A 21315-nucleotide genomic window follows, 5' to 3' on the forward strand; every position below is an offset into this window, starting at 1 on the left:
TCCCCTTTTGGGAGCTGCTTTTTCCCTTTTATGCTTTAAGCGTTTTAACAACAATCGCTTGTGAAGCACTCTTAATCAAGCATCCTTCCAAATCACCTTCACTTAATAACCCTAGCATAATGGCAGACTTTACTTTTTCTTCATCCGGTTTTGGTACATGAAGAATGAGATCTGTCATATTTAATTCAGTAAGGCGACTCACTGTCTTTTCTTCATGAAGCTTTTCAGATTTTCGGATCTGGCGCTGGAGCTTGAAGTTGTTTACTGTAACTTCGCCTTTCTCATTTTGACCAACTAAGTGATCAAAATAAATATGAAAGACTTTTTTTAGTTCATCTAATTCTTTCTCAACCTCTTTTTTCTTCTCGTTAAGCTTGTTGTATTTTATGATCAAATCTTCTGAAATGGTGTAATTCGTATTTTGTGTAGCCAAAGCTTGTCCCTCCCATTTACCAATGAATAGTTCATCTTATGGTAGATTTGAGTGATTTATTCCAAAATAAAAACCACCTAACTTTAGTAGTAGATGGCTCATTCACAGCTTTTGGCTGTTCTATTTTTATTAATTGTTTTCTGTTCCACTTTGGTTCTCTGGTTTATTCTTACCTTTACTCACATAAGGCTTTGGACCTTTTTTCTTACTGCTGGATTTCCAACGGTTCCATCCCTTTTTCCCCGTTCCTTGCCCAACGCCGCTTTTCTTGCCTTTTGCTTTACTCATTCTTATCACTCCATGACCGTTCTTGTGCTTATTTCAAGCAGTAATTTGAATTATACTACATTACCGGCGGTGGGGATAGTTCCTTAGAAAGTAGTAGGAGCTCTGAATAATAAAATTATGTGATGTATGCCATTTTTTATGTGATAATCCCTATTTTTTATGTGATGAGTGTCAATTTTTATGTGATTCTCCTAAGAAATTATTTGATTCTTGATATTTTGTGCTTCGGTTATTCAGAAAATGCTTTTTTGCAGCACCAGATCATGCATCCTATATTAAGTCCATAAGTTGAAAGGAGGTCTTTCCATAAAAAAACAACCGCTTACCCCCTACGTCATACAAAAACTCGGTGCAGTCATTAACAGATTGCAAAGCTGTCATCCAGAACGTTCGAAATTGGAAGGAAATCTGGCAAAATATATTGCTGGGCATAACGGTGAAAAGTCCCTACAGTATTTTTATCGATATCTGCCAAAACAAGAGGCCGATATTATCCATAACATTCGAATTAAGCACATGGAATTCTTCTTTCAGGTTGATACACTTATTATAACTTCAAAATTTATAATTCTGTTAGAGATAAAAAACTATATAGGAGATTTGTTCTTTGATGATAAATATGGACAACTCATTCGGATTTCTAGTAAAGGAAGAGAAATATTTGAAGACCCTATTCAACAAGTAAAAAGACAATCTTTCCATTTAACTCAGGTGCTAGAACAGCACAAGATCCCCAGGATCCCCATTGAAACGTTAGTTGTTATTACTAATCCACGAACTTTTGTAGATAGTTCAGAGACATATAAAAATGCATTAAAGTTAGTAATTAAAAGCCCGATGTTACTTAGTAAGTATGAAGAATTCAATGCTCATTATAAAAAGGATGTGCTTTTGATGAAAGAAAGGAAAAAGATCAAAAGATTATTGATGAAGTTAAACGAACCATATAATCCCGATATCCTAAGCTATTATGGAATTGATAAAAGTGAGTTGATAACAGGGGTGCTTTGCTCCAAATGTAACACACAAATGAATCGGATAAATGCAAACTGGGAGTGCGCAGTCTGTTTTCATACCTCTAAGACTGCACATGTTGGAGCACTGAGGGATTACGCTCTTATCATTTCAACGGATATAACAAATAAAGAATGTAAAGATTTTTTACATTTATCAACAAGTATGCAAGCATACTACCTGCTCAACTCACTAAATCTTCCATACACTGGTACATCCCGCAGGACTAGAACCTATCAGCTAGACTCCCTCATCACTTAGTCTGCTTCTTTAACTTTTCAGCATCTTCCCTACTCAGTTTCCCGTACTTATGCTCATTTAAATCCACGATTACCGCATCCATATCGTTATGAAACCAAATTTTATATTCTTCCAATCTCTCAGGCATGTTCGGATCATACAGATAGAAAAGGGTTAACGTCAAATCTTCTTTTCTTGCTATCTCCACTTTTGCATTTTCCCAATTCACTCTTTCTAATTGTGCACCAATTGATTTCACTTGATCCTCATCTGTTATGATTCCATCATCACCCGTTCGCATCTCACTTAGTTGATAATCAACACGGATCAGCTTTTCATTCTCGTTAGAGCCAGCTAAACTCATCATAAGTAAAAGCACAACCAGCCTTCTCTTCATCAATCAGCAGGATTGATGATAGCCATTTGTTGATGGTCTTCCCACTTTCCATTAATCTTCACGTTTTTACGAGCTAGCCCTTCTTTCTCAAAACCAGCTTTTTCTAACACTCGAATAGAACCAACGTTGTGCGGCATCACACCCGCTTCTACTCGATGAAGTTTAAGTTCATCAAATGCGTATTTTACGATCAAACGTACAGCTTCTGTCGTATAGCCTTTTCCATTGTGCTTTTCATCTAAAAAGTAACCGACAAAGGCACTTTGAATCGAACCGCGCATCACTGCGAACAGATTGATTGTTCCGATCAAAACCTCTTCATCTTTTGTAAAAATACCAAAATAGTAATCTAAATCTTGTTTAGCATTCTCTACTAACATCTGAATTCGTTTCTGCTGATTTTCAAGGGAGTAAAAATCATCGCTGCGTTCCATTGCAAACTGACTAAAGAATTTTCTGTTCTCTAATTGAAGATTCACCATATCCTCTGCATCCTCAACGGTCAATAACCTAATATAGATATTGTCTCCTGTTAATTTAACATTTGTTTCCACAATTTGATTCATCATACATTCTCTCCGTTTCTTATTTAAGAACCTTTTTGGCAAGGAAACCCTATAACATGTTCCTGGCTTTTTTCCTTACTTAGCATCCTTTTCATCGCGCCAGCCGAAGATTCTCCAAACATTATATGAACGTTCATTACTACAGCCCCTTAACTTAACCTTACCTTACAATCCATCAAGACCACCCTACACATTCTCTAGTCTACCTGTAATACCCTTTTTATTTCCAGAATTTATTACAGAATTAAAAAAGAGCTGAGTATGTTCAGCTCCTCAAACCCAATTATTTTAAGTCTGTTTCTTCTAATGTAAAGTTGTTGTCTTCCGCAAACTTCTCTAATTCACTCTGACTTTTTTCGCTCATTTTTTCTGCTTCCTCAAGCATTGTATACGACTTTTCATCTAATTCTACATCTTGTTCTTCTATTGCAGTTAAACTTAATTTCATTGCTTCTGCTCTAGTCTTTATATTTTTCACAAAAAGATCTTGTGATTTCTTTAAATCGTCTAATTCATTCAAGCTTATTCCTTCAGCTTCTTTTGCCAATGCTTCATAATCGGCAATTGTGTTCTCTAGTTCTTCTTTCGCAGTAGGGTCTTGTAACATTTTTTCAAAGTCAGTTTCCACTTTTTTAGATAATTCCATATCTTTCTTTATAAGTTTATTGCGATCATCCAAATACGTATTAAAATCATCTTCGATCAACATGTTACAACCACCTAAAACGATTACACTTAGCGCTACTACCATCACCAATAACTTTTTCATATTTTCTTTCACCTCATGGATAATTTTGGAGTCTATTTCTTGATACCCTTTACCCACAGGTTATCAAACCAAAGTTTTACATTTTTATAAAACTTTGGTCATAGGTTAATCGTTTGATAACTGATAATAGCTCTATCCAAAAACTCTAAGACTTCGCTGCTAACAGGATATAAATTCAATGATTGTGATGAAGTTTCTGATTTTCTAGCGGTCCAGAATTTTTCCTCTAACTCGGTGTCTCCCTGAAACATTTCATGCGATAAGAGTAATACATCTGAAGCGATCAAATGACCATCGTCGGACGATGGTTCTCTTTTGTTTTGCAAACAGATCTCTATTCGTTTTATGATGTTCACCCATTTTGCTGTACTTGCATCCTCAAGTTTTGGGAGGGAGGTTTGAAGCATCTGTCTCTCATTATCAGAGAAGAACTTTTCCCAGGTTTGAATTCTCTCAGCCATCTTTGTATCTTCATTTGCTTGAACGAGGGAAAGGATATGCTCCCAATCCAACTCTCCCTGAAGCTCTAGGATATGTAGGAGTGTATTTATTTTTTCAGACGCTGATTGAAGCTGATTCAGCTGAGTCTGAACATCTTTTTTCTGAGCTACAAGAATATCTTTTATCGTTACTTCACCTATTATTTTTTTAATTTCTGTTAAAGGTAGAGACAAAGATTTCAAGAGTGTAATCTTTTCTAATAGTTGAAGATCTTCCTTCGTATACATTCTTGTGCCGCTATCACTCTTTATACTCGGTAAAAGTAGACCAATTTGGTCATAATACCGCAGAGTCCTTACGGAAACGCCATATTGCTTTGAAACCTCTCCTGTTGAAAATAGGTTCATTATTTTTTCTCCTTTTTCTCTTGCAGGTTACGTTACGTCACCGCTTACAATTAACATATTATAACAAGTTAATCAGGAGGAACAATAAGATGAACGTTACAACAGAGAGAAAATGGAACATTCGTGAACTTATACTATTATTAAGTCTTTGTTTAGTTGGTGTACCCATTCTTTTGGAGAACATCCTATACGATCAGTTGATACATTTGTTAGATAACACTTTATACGCGGGGACGTTAACTGGTTTTTTCATGGCGATCGTTTTTACAACAGGTGTGTATTGGATCGCATTAAAACCAAATCAGTTAGGTTGGCATGCAGTTGGTCTTAATCCACTTAGAAAAAATATGTGGAAAACGATAATGCTATGGACGATCCTTCTCATTTTCATAAGTATTGCCCTTGTCGTAGTAATGGATGTGCTTTCAATAGGAACAAATAATGCTAAAACAGACAGTCTAAAATCTGGCCTTACACCCTTTACATTTCTGATAGGCTTTTTATCAGCAGCAGTTGTTTCCCCTATTTATGAAGAGATTTTTTACCGGGGTTTTTTGTATACGTGGTTCAGAAGATGGGGTATTAGAAAAGCAATGATTTTCAGCTCGTTCATTTTCATGATCGTTCATATCCCTACGTATAATACGCTGCCTGTAAACTTTGCTTCTGGCCTGGTTTTTTGCTGGGTGTATGAGAAGACAGGCTCTATTATTCCAGCGATTATCATTCATGGTATTGTAAATGGAATTGGAATCTCATTGTCTGTTTTAGCGTGATATTTTAAAATCAAACAAAAAAAGCGAAGATTCCCTAAGATCTTCGCTTTTTTCATGTATGGCTTCTTTTATTTTGGATTCAACGACGTTAATTCAAATTCAGGCTTGCGTTTCTCTTGATCTGCTACTGATTGTTCTTTAAGCACGTATCGTGATACTGGCATATCTAAAGGCTTTATCGTTTGCTGGTTATGATTGGTCATAGTAAGCATAACTCATCCCTCCTTACCAGGTTTTAACTTCTATTTACCCTGGATGTTATATCAAGAAACCTTTTTCTACAAAAATAGTGCGACAGTCCTCATTATTTGTCTAAAACATGACTATAGGAGTAGAATACATACTATGAAAAGCATCGGGCTATGCTACCGATTGTGAAAGGATGAATCATCTTGAAATTTGGAGTTATTGGAACAAATTGGATCACAGAGAGCTTTATTGCTGCTGCAAGAGAAGTAAATGGTTTTACACTGAATGCTGTCTATTCACGTACAGAAGAAAAAGCAAAAGAATTTGCTGAGAAGCATGGTGCAATCCATACGTTTACTGATTTAGAAAAGATGGCTGCTAGTAATGAAATTGACGCGGTGTATATTGCTAGCCCAAACTCATTTCACGCAGAGTATGCGATAACACTCATGAACCATGGCAAACATGTAATCTGTGAAAAGCCTATTGCATCGAATGCAAAAGAAGTAGAAAAAATGATAGCTGTTGCTAAGGAAAACAATGTGTTGCTCATGGAAGCTATGCGTTCAACCGTGATGCCGAACTTTAGAAGCATTCAAGAGAACCTTCATAAGATCGGTAAAGTTCGCCGTTATTTTGCAAACTCCTGTCAGTACTCATCTCGTTATGATAAGTATAAGGAAGGCACGATCCTTAACGCTTTTAAACCGGAGTTCTCAAATGGTTCATTGATGGATATCGGAATTTATTGTTTATACCCGATGGTCGTTCTTTTTGGAGAGCCTCGCGAGGTTAAAGCAAACGCCTACCTGCTCGAATCTGGCGTAGATGGTGAAGGAAGTATTCTTTTAAACTATGGAGAGAGTGAAGCAGTTGTGATGTACTCTAAGATCTCTAACTCTTACGTCCCGTCAGAAATCCAAGGTGAAAACGGAAGTATTCTGATCGATCATATACAGGATATGACAAACATCCAGATTCGATATCGAGATGGTCGTACAGAGAACATCACAGTTGAACAAGATAAACCGAAGATGTATTACGAAGCGAAAGAGTTTATCGATCTGATCGAACGTGGTGAACTTGAGTCTAAAGTGAATTCACATGCAAATTCACTAACTGTGATGAAGATTATGGACGAAGCCCGCAAGCAAGTGGGGTTGATTTATCCAGCAGATAATAAAAACGATTAATAGGCGAGAACTATAATAACTAACGAATAGATTATAATCTGGTCGTTTTTATACAACCTTATTTAATTTAAGAAACCTTTATAATGGTCGTAGCATTTGTATGCCTAAGTATTCTTTAAAATTTTCACCTTCACACGCTAAGTTATTTTTGTATCAAGGGTGCTTAGATGTAAGCAGGATGAATGAATGGAACACCTTTTGGATATGCTTTACGCAACTGCTTACAGTTTTGATCGAATTTTGCTTTAGAAGGTAGTGCGTGTAATGGGGCAAGGTTTCGGCTAACTAGAAGAAGTTGAACTTGAGCCAGACAAACTTGGTGGCTTAATCACAATAGCTGTAGATTTCTGTTCTTCCGGATATGAATCCCTTTTGTTGTTCCGTTCACGCCAAATGCCCACAAATCCGAATTAAGCCCGGATCAAATAGATCCGAGCTTTTTTTGATTCAGTTCTTCTTCTCCAACAAACGATATTTGTAATACTTCATAAACCCAACAAAAATTAAAATGGAGCCAACGATATTCGTGATAACGCGAATACTGTGAATCAAGACAAACTCTTTCGCTGTTTCTTTTAAGAACGCTACTGAATGAACGTCTGTTCCTTCGATAAACATAATTTCGTTACGTGGCCATTCAAATACAATTGAAATAGCACCTTCAATCACGATCATCATCATGCTCCAAAAAATCCATTTTCTTGCCGGTTTTACTTTCCATCCTAAAAATAAAGCCAGGATTCCTGTTGAGATACTTGCCATGCCGATCGGAGGAAAATACGTGTGCGGGCTTGCTACTTCCATAAATTCCATAGCCGTTTCAAGTGATTTTGGTACATTATAAAAGATATTAGGATATAACAAAAACGTATTTACGAGCATACTTCCTAACATGATCCACTGCACCCAAAGATGAGATAATATCGATACAAACGTAATGTTTTTCTTCATGAATGATAACCCCTTTGGTAAATGTTTTGTGTTCAACCTTCTTACTGGAGTTATCATAAACAGGAAAACTAAAGTTTTTATTAGCTAATTCTTAAGAATTTCTTAAATCCATCCATAAAGAAATGCAGCCTTAGCTGCACAAATACTATCATCTTGAACTTGTTTCTACGTCGAAAATCATCGCGCAAACAAGTTATCGATGAAGGGTCAAGAATACCTTCATTTCTACATGCCATTTCTGAATCGGTATCCCACTCCCCAAACGGTCTCGATATATTGTGGCTTGGCTGGATTTTCTTCGATTTTCTCTCTTAGCTTTCTTATGTGAACCGTTACCGTCGACGTATCTCCCATCGATTCAAGTCCCCATATTTGGTCAAATAGGTGCTCTTTACTAAAGACGATGTTTGGGTTGGTCACAAGGAATTTTAGCAGGTCGAATTCTTTTACAGCTAATTTTTTCTCAATCCCATAAATAAGAACCTGTCGGGAATTCAAATGGATTTCTAGACCTTTTATTATAATAATGTCCTGTTTCTCATCAAGTTTGGTGAGACGCTTGTAACGTGAGATGTGGGCTTTCACCCTGGCTACCAATTCATTGGTGTTAAAGGGCTTAACGATATAGTCATCTGCTCCACGGTCAAAGCCACGCATTTTATCAATATCGTTTTTTCTTGCGGTTACCATTAAGATCGGAATCTCCAATTTTTCACGTAACTGGGTGCAAAGTTCGAAACCATCTACACCTGGCAGCATGAGATCAAGTAAGATCAGATCATAAGATCCTTCAAGAGCCATTCTTAATCCTTCATCACCTGTTTCGGCAATGTCGCTCTCGATTCCGTTGAATTTCAGGTAATCCTGTTCCAGCTTCGCGATGCTCGTTTCGTCTTCAATGATTAATACGTTTGGCATTGCTGTTCCCTTCTTTTCGTTTTTTTAAAGTAAAATAGATAGAAGTACCTTTTCCTTCTTCGCTTTCAGCCCAAATATCTCCACCATGTCCTTCAACAAGTTTCTTCACAATAGCCAGTCCTAAACCACTTCCACCCGTTGCTTTGTTCCGAGATGGATCTGCGCGGTAAAAGCTTTCAAAAATGCGAGGCAAAGATTCTTTAGGTATCCCTTTACCATTATCCTCAATTTTCACAAGTACAGTATCGGATTCATACTGAAGGTAAACTGAAATCTTTCTCTCTTTTTTGTCACTATACTTCAAGCTATTTTGTAAAATATTATCAATGATTCTACCTAAACTTAGCCGATCAGCCATGACCGAATTGTTCTCACTCGTCTCTGATTGAAACGTGAACTCTACATCTTTAAAGTAAGGGTCGTATTGAAGTTCCTGAAGATAATCTGCTAAAAAGTTATCTAATGAAACCGGTTCAAATTGAAATGAAAATTGTTCAAAATCTAATTTTGAATATAGAAAAAGCTCATTTATGAGGTGATCCATATCCTCCGCTTTTTGATAAGCGGTCTTTAAGTACATTTGTTTCGTCTTTGGGTTATCTGGGATTCCATCTAATACACCATTTATGTAACCTTTTATTGATGTGAGCGGAGTTTTCAAATCATGTGAGATACTCGCAACAAATTCTTTTCGGTTATTCTCGTAAAGGTCTCTTTCCTCTCTTGCTTTTTTCAGCTGAAGTCTCATACTCTCAAACGTTTCAGATAGTTTTCCCAGCTCATCTTTATTTACGGATACAATCTCATGATCTAAATTTCCATTGCTTATTTCTTCTGCCGCTTTTGTAAGAATACGAATCGGCTTAAGTATCGTTTTTGAAACCATATAGGTAAGGATTCCGTTCGTTAGGATCAGAATAAAAAGAAGTCCAATGAACCTTAAGCTCATAAACCATTGTGAGTCCTTTTTAACAGGTGTGCCATTCATCCCCGAAAAGATAAGGGTTGCGATTACAAGTTCAAGCAATAGAAATAACACGATCGGAAAAACGATCATAGCAACATTTGAGGCGATAAGGCGTTTCTTTATAGACATGACTTCCTCCTGTTGAACACTAAACGTACAGTCCAAATAATTTGAAGAATCACTCCTATTATATAACCAAAATATACAAAATCATGAGTGATTCAAAAAACATTAGAGTTTTTGAATAGAAATATTGTCAATCCGAAATCAAACCACGTGTAAAATATACAGTTTCCTTTTATACTATGATAGACATGAACCAAATGGAGGGATTTACGATGTTGCACATTGAAATGTGGACAGACTTTGCTTGACCATTCTGCTATATTGGCAAAAAGCGTCTGGAGGACGCTATTAAAAAGCTTAATCATCCTGTTGAAGTAACGTATCGCTGCTTTGAACTGGATCCAACGATGGAACGTGACGTTAACGAAAACATCTATGAAAAACTATCTAAAAAATATGGCATGAGTATAGATGCTGCTAAAGCAAACACGCAAAACGTGATACAAATGGCGAAGGAATCTGGACTAGAGTATCACATGGATACGATGATTTTAACCAATACCTTTGACGCTCACCGTTTGACGATGTACGCTAAAAAAGAAGGTAAGATGCAGGAGATGACAGAACGCATTTTATACGCCTTTTTTACAGAATCCAAACATATTGGGAATCATGAAACATTAGCAGATCTTGCCGAAGATGTTGGTTTAAATAGAGAAGCTGTATTACAGATGCTTTCAAGTGATGAGATGGCAGATGAGGTTAGAGATGATGAAGAAACAGCTAAAGCTTATGGAGTAACAGGCGTACCCTTCTATCTCATCGACAAAAAATATGCGCTTACTGGTGCACAGCCTACTGATGTTTTTGTACAAGCACTAAATAAGATCATATCTGAAAACAAAATCACTTTTCTAAACAATGAAGATGGAATGAGCTGTGACGATGATGGCTGTGAAATTCCTGAGAAATAGCAGACATATATTAAGGCAAATCGCATAAAGAAAAACGCAGAGGTATTAGCATCCTCTGCGTTTTTTTTAACTATAGCCATAATTCCAAAATTTATTTATATAAATCTCTTTAAATAGTCGCCAAATATTTTGTTCATAACTTTGGGCGTGTTTTCTAAATAAACACTAATCTGTTCCTTGTTTGATTTGAATTTATCAGAGTTTCTCTCATCTGTTGGAAAATCAGATATTCCTTTGATTATTATACATTCAACATCATTCTTTTTGCATTGAACGGCTTTATGGGGTACGAAGATATCTAAATTAGTGAAAGTATCATCTATTCCTGCACATGTTCCAGCTACGATTACCTTCGTTAAGTTAAATTTTGAAATCATATACTGATTACCACCAACACCGTTTACTTTTCTTACACCTGTACTATAAAAAACAAGTTCAGAATCATTAATTGTTCTCATGAAATACTCGCCATAAGGATAATTGAAACATTCATCCTTTTTTATGCGGAAATATTCTAAGGTCGCTTCATATTCCCACTTTGTTGCTATACTTATTCCTATCATCAAACTTATCCCCTAAAACGCTTAATATTGTTAATTCCTTTACATCTGAACCACAATAAAGATTTACACGCTTCTCTCGACCTTCAATTCAAAATTAGGTTTTGTCACATATTCCTTATAGATTACTTTTCCTGCATTGTTTAAATAATCACTATAGCGAGTCAGATAAGCTTCACCCGTTAACATACCTAATACATCGTCTTTTGGCACCCAACGGCTATCTGTCGTTTCATCTGACACCGTTAGTTCCCCGCCAATCGGCTTACATACAAAATCAAACATAACCTTCGTTGGCACGTTCGTGACTCCATCATGCCACTTATATTGAGCTGTGTTCGAGTATACTCCAGATAAATGTGAAACGGTAATATCAATACCGCTCTCTTCCTTTGTTTCACGAACCAAAGCGTCAATTAAGTTTTCTCCTGCTTCCACCTGACCGCCAGGAAAAACCCAGCCATTATGTATGGTTTTAACTAACAACACATTCCCTTTACCATCTTCCACATAACCTGCCACTGCTACAATATGAGTTGGCATTATCATTTTTGAAAACCTCCAATAGAATAGGTTAATATATCCTACTCCATCATAAGGAGAATTAGAAGATATTCCCATGATCGATTGGTGATAGGTTGATGATAGATTCACTACTTTCTAAGGCTTATTTATACTTTCTCAAAGCTTCATATAAAAATTCTTTTTGGTAGCCGCTTTTCTCATGGATCATGTTCACCCAATGTTCGATTGAATCTGTTTGATCACCATCATGTAAGCCTTCACTCGTACTTAAAAAGCTTTCCCAATTAAAGAACTCCCAGTGCGCAGTCTCATTCTTATAAGGCACTCTGCATTCAAAGAGAGGTTTTGGATAAACGTGATTCTGCGAGTACTCTGCTCCTTGTAAGAAGACATTCCTCTCAATCGGAGTTAAATCAAATAATTGGTTTGAGATCTTGCCATTCGGTCTATGATAAAGGATCTCGATATGATTCTGACCTCTTGATTGAACTTGGATTTCAGCCGCAGGAAAGAATCCCTTTAACTTTTCATTCGAATAATCTTCATTATTGGTTTCAACGAGGATGGGTTGCAGCCACTGATCGCCTAAATCACACAGATACCGATTACCCTTTTCATCTAACGCCACAACCGCAACATGTGCTTCATCTGAATGAAACATAGAGCCGATTGGAAAGGCTGTTATTCCATCATTTTTGAATTCGTCCAACAACCAGAGTGCAAGATCAAAACAATTGCCCGTATTTCCGTATTGCATTCTATGTTCTTTCATCAACGAGACGTCTCTTTGTTTCTTCGTCGTACCTTTATGGAAGTACCAAGCCTTCGTTAAGGTTTCCATAGGAAAAGAATCGAACTTCTTCCACGTTTTAAGAATAGGATGTGATGAATACACCTAAAATCCCCCCTAACACTCATACTATATATTTACAGTTAAGTATATCATCGTCTAACTTTTTAAGGAGGATATGAGATGGAAAGCGTAATTATTGTCAGTGAACTTTTCTTATTAACCTCATTTGGACTTATTCTCTTTCTTAGAAAACGCACTTCTAAAAATGTAATTTCTACTATACTTCTCTATTTAATTAGTGCATTACCACTTATTATTGCAGGTTTGAATACTCCTCAAAGCAACCTTAGCACACCTTTAGCGCTCGGACTTTCGTTGATTTACACATGGCTTGTCGTAGGGATCTCTATGCTTTTCTGCATCGTACTATTGTTGAAAACCAAATGAGAGACATAATAAAAAGAGCTCCGACTTTTTTCGAAGCTCTTATCATTTATAGCCTTGTTGTTCTATAGCTTCCCAACACACGTACATCATGTCCGAATGCTTCTAATATCGTAATAGCTTTGTTCATTTTCTCTTCATGAAGACCATTTTGAGCTTCTACAAAAAAATGATACGTCCCAAGCTGCTTTTTCGTAGGTCTTGATTCAATCCACGTTAAGTTGATAGATAACGCTGTAAATACGTTCAAGATGGATGAAAGGACACCAGAATAATCTGATGTTGGCGAAATCAACAACATCGTTTTTGAGTTCTTGGGGTGAATTTCCGCATTCTCTTTGCTGATCACAACAAAACGAGTATGATTATTGCTGTTGTCTTGAATTCCACTTTTGACGATTTCGAGATCAAAGACCTCTGCAGCATATTTGGATGCAATGGCAGCAACATCTTTTCTTTCTTGATTGTTAACAGCTTGTGCAGCTGCAGAAGTGCTATCGTAATGCTTACTTTTCACTTTTGCTTCTCGAATAAAATCTCGACACTGAGCGAGAGCAGGAACGATTGACCATACTTCCCGTATCTCTTCTAAATGAGCTCCCTTTAATGCAAGAAGGTGCAAAGAGACTGGGAAAATAATTTCCGCTTCCACAAAGAGATCATGTCTCAACAATCCGTCAGCCGTAATATTGATCGTACCTTCAATTGAATTTTCGATCGGTACAATTCCTTTATCTGCTATACCCTCTTCTACGGCTTCAAGTACATCAACAATAGAATCACATTTATGCCATTCATTTTCGTAATCTGCAAAATAACGAAAGGCAGCTTCTTCTGAGAAACTTCCCTGTGGACCTAGATATGCTACTTTCATGACTGTGATAACGCCTGCCTTTAGTTTTTCATATCAGTATACAACGATTAAGGACGTACACCAACCTTTTTTCACTAAAAGTATTGGCTTATTTGACTTCAACGACGATACTGTCGAACCTTTCCCCACCAAAATATGTGTCTAGTCGATAAATCCCAGAGTTACTGAATTTCATATTTACCGGAATAGAATGAATGGATCCCACTTTTTCTATAGGACTCAAAGGACTGTCTTTTTGAAATTTGTATGACCAAACCATTCCCGAATTTTGAACAAGAACTCTTTCATGTTCCCCACTGTCCTTGTTCGTAGCCATTATCTTAAAGTCACCTCTTGTTAATATTTCTATTTCATTATGACTTCCAAAGAAATGCCATAGAAACTTATCTGTTTTCCCAGCTATGAATGGCGGACCAGCTATTCCGATTTTATCTTTTTTTCCTACTAAGACTTCAAAGGTAGGTGTTGCAAATTCGGTTGAAAGTTTCCAATTTTCATCACTTCCCTGAAGGAGTTTACCGTCATTATAGATCTTAAATGAATAAGCTAACTCAGCTGCCGTATCTCCATTAAAAAAAGGTGTGTAAAAGTAAACATGATAATTCAACTTACTATGTGGTGACTTAAAGTAATAATGGTGAATTTGTACAACATCCATCGTTTTTTGATGATCTAGATTATATGTTCCTGAGTACCGAAACCCTTCTAAATCTTGACTAACAAATGGATTTTGAGTTTGAATACTTTTCATTTTTTCATCTTCTGTTAACGGCTCAATCCCACCAACTTTTTTTCCGTCAGCCATAAAGAACATAGACCCATCTTTGTTTCTTTTCATAATAAAATCATCACTGTTCTTCATTTTAAAAGATTCATCCCCATGCAAGAATATCCCGGACCCTGTGGTATATTTCCCAGTATTTTCGTTAGTTTGATTCATTGCAAAGTAACTTCCACTTACCAGAAATAGAAGCAGAACGATCATGCTTAAGAGTGGTTTATAAAAACGAAAAATAAAAGTTGATGATGTATTTTCAGAAGACAACTGGTTTAACTCGTTTTCTATAGATTGTAGCTGATTGCTATTCATCTTATATGATTTAAAATTTTTAAGTTCCATGATAACTTCTTCATCGGTTAATCGCGTCAATATAATCACTCCACTTTTCAGACGTAAGCTTTTTCTTTAAAGATTGAACTGAGCGATAATAAGTAAGATTCACTTTGTCTATTTTCCATTTCAAAATGTGAGACGTTTCTTCAGGGGTAAAATCTAAAATACCCCTTAAAATGACGACATCTCTATAGGAAGCCTTCAACTCAGTAATCGCTTCATATAACTCCTTTTTTCGTTCGTCCTCCAACACCCAGTCGTGAGGAAGTTTACTTTTTTCAGAAAAAATACTTTTTAGTTGATTCACAAGAGCATATTGTCGTTTTGTTTTCCGAATGTGATCAATCGCAATATTCCTTGCAATAGAAATAAGCCATGTTTTCGGATCAGCACGTTGTTCAAATTGATCGATATATTTAAAACCTTTAACAAATGCTTCTTGAACCATATCTTCAACATCTTTTGTGCCTAAATAATAAATGAGAAAGTTATAAATATCATTGTGATACAAAGTAAACCACTGTTTAATTCGTTCTTCCTTTTTCATCGCTTCACTCCCTCTTCTAGAGCCTCTCATGTATTAGACGTTTAAATAGGAAACTCCTTTCACTAGGACAGAACATTTTCAACCCAACGTTCAAATTTTTATTTTTTTGTACTGTTGTACAAGCCATTTTCACCAAGAACCATATATTGAAACAGAGGGGAGGTGATTACTTGGCTAAATTTCTTGATTTAAGAACAAGTCAAAATGCAAGTTATTCTAACTCAATTGCCCAACCTATTACTGTAGCAGGTGCTCCACAATTATTTGGAAGAATTGGTCTAGGTACTGTTGGTGCTGGCCCCAATATCAGAGTTCTCTTACAAGGTGCCGTTTCATTACAGCTTCCTCTACTTCCCGCTGTTACAACCATTACGATTCAAGTCGTAAGAGGTACAAGCCCTAACTCTCCTCTAGTTTATTCCGCGAGTGAAAATATGGACCTAAACATCTTAGGGCCACAAACTTTTGCATTTAACGCTCTTGACTTTAACCCTCCTGCAGATATTCAACAAACATATTCAGCTTATATTTCAGTAAGTTTAGTGGGCGTTGTCCGTGTAGGACCTGAAAGCTTCTCAGGGGTTGCGGTAAGCGATTAATAAAAGAAAACAACCTTCTTGATGGAGGTTGTTTTTTTAAAGAGTGATATGTATTGAAACAAGAGGTGCACATATGAAGTTACAGGATATAAAAAAAACAATCAGTGCAGTCATTAGTCTTGGAAGTGAATGCGGTCCTGGTATTCATCATAGAAGACATTCTTTAAGAAAGACTGCTTTTCCTTTTGATTGGGTTTGCTCTCACTCTTTAGCTAGGATCAATGAGCTTATGAGAACCAAATTTAAAAGATACATGAAGTTTAGAAATATGCAAAAGATTCATTCTTATAAACCTGGTTTTGTGTTGGCTGATCAAGGAGTTACAACAGGTTCTCATTCCCACTTCATCAAGGACCTTAAATATAACGTTATATCCGTCCATGATTTCCCTATCGTTACAGGACAGCATTGGATGTTAAACTATCTAAGCTTTAAACGTACCATCAAGCAGCGGGTGCAGAGGATGTACGAGTGGTTTAGAAAGAGCTCTTCCCTATTATTTATTAGATGGTCTGTTATTGATATCGATGAAGATCAACTGAAAAAAGAAACCGCTGAATTAGAGATGGTATTATCTAATTGTGTAAAAGGTAATTTCAATATTCTAATGATATATCCTACAGATAAGGTTGAGGAACATACAGAAGTAGATTGGGGTATGAAACATGTATGTGTTATTTATGTACCTGTAAGAACAGACCCTATTACAGATAATGATACTTGGGATTACTTATTACATGGTATCTCAATAGAAGATTAATCAAACATTACCGGGGTGCCAATTAAATTTCAGACATCTGCCAGCACTTATTAGATGTTTTTCTTATTATATTTATAAAATGTAATAAAAAGTTTACAGCAGAAGGTTTCCTAGTGAATCATCCTGTGCTACGCTCTTATATAGGATAATATAACTAGATTAGGATGTTTTAAAAGATGTGTGATGAACAAATCGCGATAAAAATTATAAAAAAATTAGGCCTCTTATTTGAAGAATATAAATGCTGCAAATGTGAAAAGCACAAGAAAAAGTTGGTACGTGACATTCAGCTTTTGGGTGAAAAACTAGAAGAAATTTAAGACTGATCAACAAGCGAAGCTCAACATTTATACAAGTTGAGTTTTTTTGTCTTTTTAAACTAAAAAAGCCGTCCAGATCATCTGGACGGCTTTTTTGTGTTACTCGTTTGTTTCACTTTTAGGTTTTTCTTCTTCTTTAATGTTGTAATCGTACTTAGAAGGATCAACTGGCTTGAACCCTTTTACTTTATGGAATCGTAATAAGTCTCCATAAACGGTTCGGTCAGATAGGTCCAACTTCGTCTCTGCTTCTTTTTCGAGGGCTTTAATTTCTTTTGTTTCCTTTACAGGCTCCCCGGTTTTAGAGTCGTAATATTTACCATCAATTCCTGTTACAGTAGGCGAAACAAAATCACCATTACGCAACGGTAGTACTTGGTCATGATTTTTAGATAACAGATCAGTACCGAATTGAATGTACTCTTTTGTATCCATTCCTAACAAATGCATAAGCGTTGGACGAATATCGATCTGACCTCCAACTTTATCAATGGTTCCACCCTTTAATCCTGGTGCATGAATGAACAATGGTACCTTTTGAAGTTGTGTGTTCTCAAAAGGTGTGATTTCTTTTCCGAGTACTTTTGCCATTGATTTATTACGCGTTTCAGCGATTCCATAATGGTCACCATACATAACGACCATCGTATTATCGTATAGTCCAGCCTCTTTTAAGTCAGTAAAGAACTGTTGAAGAGCTTCGTCCATATATCTTGCCGTTTGGAAATAACGGTCTACCGTTCCATCTCCTGTTGTGTGAGGCTCGATTGTAGCTTCCTCTTCTGTAATCGGATATGGGAAATGGTTTGATAGTGTAATGAATTTAGAGTAGAACGGCTGTTTTAACGATTTCAGCATCGGCATAGATTCTTCAAAGAACGGTTTATCTTTTAGACCATAGTTTTCTACGTCTTCTTCGTTCATATCATAATGTTCTGCATCAAAGAACTTTTGATAACCAAAGCGCTTATAGATCACATCTCGATTCCAGAACGACTTGTAGTTACCATGGAACACAGCTGTCGAATAGCCTTGTTGTTCCATAATGGCTGGTGCAGCTTGATAAGTGTTCTCACCTTTTGTAGTAAACGCTGTTCCTTGCGGTAATCCATATAACGAGTTCTCGATCATAAACTCAGCATCAGCTGTTTTACCTTGTGATGTTTGATGATAAAAATTGTTAAAATACAACGTGTTTTTATCTTGTGTTAACGAGTTTAAGAAAGGTGTTACTTCTTGTCCGTTCAATTTGTAATTAATCGCAAAATTTTGCAGCGACTCTAAGTGAAGATAGATAACGTTCATGCCTTTTGCTTTTCCGAAATATTCCGGATTCGGTTCAGCATAATTAGCCTTCACATAGTTCTCCACTTCTGTAACATCATCTGTATCTGCAAGTGCACGCTGAGCAGATGATTTCGAGCTTAATACCGCGTCATAGAGCGTGTAGTTATACATTCCTAAATATTTTACAATATAGTTTCGGTCAAACGTTCTAGTCAACAGTTGCGGACGATCCATTTCAGCTAACAACAAGTTTGCAGATAATGCAATAACTGCAGCTAGACCAACCGTTAAGATACTTTTTCGTTTTACTCTGATTGGTTCTGGATTAATTTTCTTTGTTAAAACTAATACTAACAGTACAACGATATCTAGAAAGAACAGTATGTCATACGGATTGAAAAGTGCTCCAATACTGTTTCCGATCGTTCCAGCATTTTTTGTCTGCGTTAAAGTTGGCAGCGTGATAAAATCTGTGAAAAAACGGTAATAAAGCATATTTGCAAATAACATTAAGGTCATTGCCGTATTGATGATAATCATCCAAACGTATGATTTTCTACCTTTTGCAAACAAGGCAAATCCTACAAATAAGAGTGCTGAGCCAATTGGGTTGATAAACAGGATGAATTCTTGAAATCCACCTTCGACTCCCAGATTAAATTCCGTTTTATAAGCGGCATAAGATTTAATCCAAACTAAAACAACTGTAAGCAGGAAAAATCCCATATGTTTGTTCAATATTTGTTTTTGGTTAATCATTCTCTCACCTCTAAAGTTTCGGTAACCAATCTATCATTCTAGTTTAATTTCAGTTCTTTTTCAATACGATCGTGGAAAACAATATAAAAAATAGTACATCTTATTAACTAAAAAGTCAACGAAACATACCTTCCTCTTTTTCCATGGGATATTATGGATATCAGAAAAAGCTACTCTTCTGAGCAGCTTTTTATCTATATGTTCTTCATTTATTTTTATGTGATCATGTCCCACAAAATGTTCGGTACGGTCCTTCTGTTTCAGGTGGTAGTTGCGTGTATTCTTCTTGATCTGGTAAATAATCGTAAGGCATAGATAAGACATGATGAAGTCTTTCCAGTACGCTGTAATCACCATTTTCAGCTGCTTGAATAGCCTCTTCAACTCTATGATTTCTTGGAATGATGGATGGATTATTGTTTCGCATCAACTGCAATGTTTCTTCCTTGGACTTTGGTTGTCTCGTTTTTCTTTCTTCCCACTTTTGATGCCAAGTCTTAAAATCTTCCGCTTCAAAAAGATCCGAACAATCTTTGTTGCCAAGCGTTAAGGAACGGAATGTATTCGTATAGTCTGCTTTATGATGAGCCATGAGTGAAAGTAATTCTTCTATAAGAGATTGATCTTCTTTCTCTTCATTATATAGTCCAAGCTTTGATCGCATTCCTCTAAAATAGTTAGCATGATACAGATCAGAAAATCCATATAAAACTTCTTGTGCCAATTCAACTGCCTTTTCTTGTTCATCGTGTAAGAATGGCAATAATGTTTCAGCAAATCGGGCTAGATTCCAACCGGCAATTCGGGGCTGGTTAGCGTATGCATAACGGCCCTCTCTATCAATTGAACTGAAAACAGTCAGTGGATCATATTTGTCCATGAATGCACATGGGCCATAATCGATCGTTTCTCCGCTGATGGTCATGTTGTCGGTGTTCATAACGCCGTGGATGAAACCAACGAGCTGCCACTTCGAAATTAAGTACGCTTGTTGTTCGATCACTTTTTTGAGGAGATTCAAATATTGATTTTCATCACTTTCCACTTCAGGATAATGACGCTTTATACTATAATCTGCTAACTCTTTCAATTCATCGAGTGTTCCCCATTTTGAAGCAAACTCAAACGTACCTACTCGTAGATGGCTTGCCGCTACCCGCGTCATGATAGCCCCTGGAAGAGTGTTTTCACGCATGATCGATTCACCTGTCGTTACAACTGCCAGACTTCGAGTCGTTGGAATTCCTAGAGCGTGCATCGCTTCACTCACAATATATTCACGAAGCATTGGACCAAGAGCTGCCCGTCCGTCTCCTCCTCTAGAATAGGGAGTTCTTCCCGAACCTTTTAGTTGAATGTCATAACGTTTTCCATCAGGAGTGATCTGCTCTCCCACCATTAATGCTCGTCCATCACCTAACATATTAAAATAACCAAACTGATGTCCTGCATATGCTTGTGCTAAGGAAGAACCGCCTTCTGGAAGCATGTTGCCTGCAAATACGTTTACAGCATCTTCATCTCGAAGAAATTCTACGTTCAATCCAAGAGACGAAGCCACCGATTCATTGAGCACAACTAATTTTGGTGAAACTACTGGGTTTGGGTCAATGATTGAGAAAAATTTATCTGGTAGTTCAGCATAACTGTTATCTAAATTCCAGCCTGTTACTTTCGTCATGAGAAGCACACCTTCTTTTATATGATTAAATCCTTGATTTCTAGTTCCACCTTAACATACTAGACCTGTCCTTGTTTGTTATCTGTATATTAATCACATTAAAAAGTAATTAATCATAAGAAAACTCGGAAAAATTCAATCCGAGTTCTGTCTAAACTATTTTCATTTCTTAGGCACTTAGTTTTTTCATAATAGCTGATGGATTAGAAGTAAACAAAATATAGTTTTGTTTTTCTGTCTCAATAAAGACCCGATCTGTCATACCATACGGGAAACCGATACGGATAGCCTCTTTATCGTCTCCACCATATGTATCGTCTAAACCTACATTAAGAATATCATCGGCAGGAATCTCCACCCTCAATAGCTGCCATCGAATAATAAAGTTGTTATCTATCTTTTTTACACTAACCTCAATCATTGCTCTCCACCCCTATTTTTTGTCTTACTAATATTACGGATT

The 21315-nt window shown here is 36.6% G+C and carries 26 protein-coding genes; 7 read left to right on the forward strand and 19 right to left on the reverse strand.

Features of this window, described 5'->3' with window-relative positions; genetic code table 11:
• Positions 1-28 precede the first annotated feature (28 nt).
• Both FS458_RS14355 and FS458_RS14360 read right to left on the reverse strand, forming a co-directional pair.
• Positions 29-433 (reverse strand): hypothetical protein, encoded by a 405-nt coding sequence (locus FS458_RS14355; protein ID WP_186320565.1) that lies wholly within the window; start codon positions 431-433, stop codon positions 29-31.
• A gap of 129 nt (positions 434-562) precedes the next feature.
• On the reverse strand, positions 563-721 hold the full coding sequence (locus FS458_RS14360; protein WP_144701624.1) for a DUF3934 family protein: 159 nt from the start codon (positions 719-721) through the stop codon (positions 563-565).
• Between the two features lie 396 nt (positions 722-1117).
• Between FS458_RS14360 and FS458_RS14365 the strand changes: the two genes are divergently transcribed.
• Entirely contained in the window at positions 1118-1996 is an 879-nt protein-coding gene (locus FS458_RS14365) for a nuclease-related domain-containing protein (protein ID WP_186320566.1), read from the forward strand.
• Here FS458_RS14365 and FS458_RS14370 read toward each other — a convergent pair.
• From FS458_RS14370 to FS458_RS14390, 4 genes are all read right to left on the reverse strand, one after another.
• The gene (locus tag FS458_RS14370) at positions 1989-2354 is read right to left on the reverse strand and encodes a hypothetical protein (RefSeq protein WP_144701630.1); all 366 of its coding nucleotides are present in this window, start codon (positions 2352-2354) and stop codon (positions 1989-1991) included. The two genes, FS458_RS14365 and FS458_RS14370, sit on opposite strands and share 8 nt — an antisense overlap.
• Positions 2355-2371: 17 nt before the next feature.
• Positions 2372-2941, reverse strand: coding sequence for a GNAT family N-acetyltransferase (locus FS458_RS14375; RefSeq protein WP_260858652.1), 570 nt, complete (start codon positions 2939-2941; stop codon positions 2372-2374).
• 280 nt (positions 2942-3221) lie between these two features.
• Positions 3222-3707: a hypothetical protein gene (locus FS458_RS14385; protein WP_144701636.1), complete on the reverse strand. Its 486-nt coding sequence runs from the start codon at positions 3705-3707 to the stop codon at positions 3222-3224.
• Between the two features lie 98 nt (positions 3708-3805).
• Entirely contained in the window at positions 3806-4555 is a 750-nt protein-coding gene (locus tag FS458_RS14390; protein WP_144701639.1) for a MerR family transcriptional regulator, read from the reverse strand.
• Between the two features lie 89 nt (positions 4556-4644).
• Here FS458_RS14390 and FS458_RS14395 point away from each other — a divergent pair, with 89 nt between their 5' ends.
• On the forward strand, positions 4645-5331 hold the full coding sequence (locus tag FS458_RS14395) for a CPBP family intramembrane glutamic endopeptidase (RefSeq protein WP_144701642.1): 687 nt from the start codon (positions 4645-4647) through the stop codon (positions 5329-5331).
• Positions 5332-5399: 68 nt separating this feature from the next.
• On the opposite strand, the gene FS458_RS20785 is transcribed toward FS458_RS14395, so the two are convergent.
• The gene (locus FS458_RS20785) at positions 5400-5543 is read right to left on the reverse strand and encodes a hypothetical protein (RefSeq protein ID WP_171005500.1); all 144 of its coding nucleotides are present in this window, start codon (positions 5541-5543) and stop codon (positions 5400-5402) included.
• A gap of 177 nt (positions 5544-5720) precedes the next feature.
• Between FS458_RS20785 and FS458_RS14400 the strand changes: the two genes are divergently transcribed.
• On the forward strand, positions 5721-6713 hold the full coding sequence (locus tag FS458_RS14400; RefSeq protein ID WP_144701645.1) for a Gfo/Idh/MocA family protein: 993 nt from the start codon (positions 5721-5723) through the stop codon (positions 6711-6713).
• 447 nt (positions 6714-7160) lie between these two features.
• Here FS458_RS14400 and FS458_RS14405 read toward each other — a convergent pair whose 3' ends face one another.
• The 3 genes from FS458_RS14405 to FS458_RS14415 all read right to left on the reverse strand — a co-directional run bounded on the left by FS458_RS14405 (position 7161) and on the right by FS458_RS14415 (position 9678).
• Positions 7161-7664, reverse strand: a complete 504-nt coding sequence (locus FS458_RS14405) for a hypothetical protein (protein ID WP_144701648.1) — start codon at positions 7662-7664, stop codon at positions 7161-7163.
• A gap of 225 nt (positions 7665-7889) precedes the next feature.
• Entirely contained in the window at positions 7890-8582 is a 693-nt protein-coding gene (locus FS458_RS14410; RefSeq protein ID WP_144701651.1) for a response regulator transcription factor, read from the reverse strand.
• Positions 8560-9678, reverse strand: coding sequence for a sensor histidine kinase (locus FS458_RS14415; RefSeq protein ID WP_144701654.1), 1119 nt, complete (start codon positions 9676-9678; stop codon positions 8560-8562). The genes FS458_RS14410 and FS458_RS14415 overlap by 23 nt, the downstream gene beginning before the upstream one ends.
• Positions 9679-9935: 257 nt before the next feature.
• Here FS458_RS14415 and FS458_RS14420 point away from each other — a divergent pair, with 257 nt between their 5' ends.
• Complete coding sequence (locus FS458_RS14420) at positions 9936-10589, forward strand: DsbA family oxidoreductase (RefSeq protein WP_260858774.1); 654 nt, start codon at positions 9936-9938, stop codon at positions 10587-10589.
• 95 nt (positions 10590-10684) lie between these two features.
• On the opposite strand, the gene FS458_RS14425 is transcribed toward FS458_RS14420, so the two are convergent.
• The 3 genes from FS458_RS14425 to FS458_RS14435 form a co-directional block, all read right to left on the reverse strand.
• The gene (locus FS458_RS14425; RefSeq protein WP_144701657.1) at positions 10685-11152 is read right to left on the reverse strand and encodes a hypothetical protein; all 468 of its coding nucleotides are present in this window, start codon (positions 11150-11152) and stop codon (positions 10685-10687) included.
• Between the two features lie 63 nt (positions 11153-11215).
• Positions 11216-11698: an NUDIX hydrolase gene (locus tag FS458_RS14430; protein WP_144701660.1), complete on the reverse strand. Its 483-nt coding sequence runs from the start codon at positions 11696-11698 to the stop codon at positions 11216-11218.
• Between the two features lie 118 nt (positions 11699-11816).
• Positions 11817-12569: a hypothetical protein gene (locus FS458_RS14435; protein WP_260858654.1), complete on the reverse strand. Its 753-nt coding sequence runs from the start codon at positions 12567-12569 to the stop codon at positions 11817-11819.
• Between the two features lie 78 nt (positions 12570-12647).
• Here FS458_RS14435 and FS458_RS14440 point away from each other — a divergent pair, with 78 nt between their 5' ends.
• Positions 12648-12914: a hypothetical protein gene (locus tag FS458_RS14440; RefSeq protein ID WP_144701663.1), complete on the forward strand. Its 267-nt coding sequence runs from the start codon at positions 12648-12650 to the stop codon at positions 12912-12914.
• A 46-nt stretch (positions 12915-12960) separates the two neighbouring features.
• Here the strand turns inward: FS458_RS14440 and pheA are convergent, their stop codons facing one another.
• The 3 genes from pheA to FS458_RS14455 all read right to left on the reverse strand — a co-directional run bounded on the left by pheA (position 12961) and on the right by FS458_RS14455 (position 15446).
• The gene (pheA, locus tag FS458_RS14445) at positions 12961-13785 is read right to left on the reverse strand and encodes a prephenate dehydratase (protein WP_144701666.1); all 825 of its coding nucleotides are present in this window, start codon (positions 13783-13785) and stop codon (positions 12961-12963) included.
• 88 nt (positions 13786-13873) lie between these two features.
• A complete protein-coding gene (locus tag FS458_RS14450; protein ID WP_144701669.1) occupies positions 13874-14935 on the reverse strand; it encodes a hypothetical protein in 1062 nt (353 codons plus the stop codon).
• Complete coding sequence (locus tag FS458_RS14455) at positions 14916-15446, reverse strand: RNA polymerase sigma factor (protein ID WP_144701672.1); 531 nt, start codon at positions 15444-15446, stop codon at positions 14916-14918. The genes FS458_RS14450 and FS458_RS14455 overlap by 20 nt, the downstream gene beginning before the upstream one ends.
• A 170-nt stretch (positions 15447-15616) precedes the next feature.
• Between FS458_RS14455 and FS458_RS14460 the strand changes: the two genes are divergently transcribed.
• Complete coding sequence (locus FS458_RS14460) at positions 15617-16045, forward strand: hypothetical protein (protein ID WP_137790116.1); 429 nt, start codon at positions 15617-15619, stop codon at positions 16043-16045.
• A 73-nt stretch (positions 16046-16118) separates the two neighbouring features.
• Positions 16119-16805: a DUF1796 family putative cysteine peptidase gene (locus tag FS458_RS14465; protein WP_144701675.1), complete on the forward strand. Its 687-nt coding sequence runs from the start codon at positions 16119-16121 to the stop codon at positions 16803-16805.
• A 419-nt stretch (positions 16806-17224) separates the two neighbouring features.
• Here FS458_RS14465 and FS458_RS14470 read toward each other — a convergent pair whose 3' ends face one another.
• The 3 genes from FS458_RS14470 to FS458_RS14480 form a co-directional block, all read right to left on the reverse strand.
• The gene (locus FS458_RS14470) at positions 17225-19171 is read right to left on the reverse strand and encodes an LTA synthase family protein (protein WP_144701678.1); all 1947 of its coding nucleotides are present in this window, start codon (positions 19169-19171) and stop codon (positions 17225-17227) included.
• A gap of 223 nt (positions 19172-19394) precedes the next feature.
• Entirely contained in the window at positions 19395-20852 is a 1458-nt protein-coding gene (locus tag FS458_RS14475; RefSeq protein ID WP_144701681.1) for a protein adenylyltransferase SelO, read from the reverse strand.
• A gap of 169 nt (positions 20853-21021) precedes the next feature.
• Positions 21022-21273, reverse strand: coding sequence for a hypothetical protein (locus FS458_RS14480; RefSeq protein WP_144701684.1), 252 nt, complete (start codon positions 21271-21273; stop codon positions 21022-21024).
• Positions 21274-21315: the final 42 nt, after the last annotated feature.

The organism is Fictibacillus phosphorivorans (assembly GCF_007673525.1).
GTDB lineage: Bacteria > Bacillota > Bacilli > Bacillales > Fictibacillaceae > Fictibacillus > Fictibacillus phosphorivorans_C.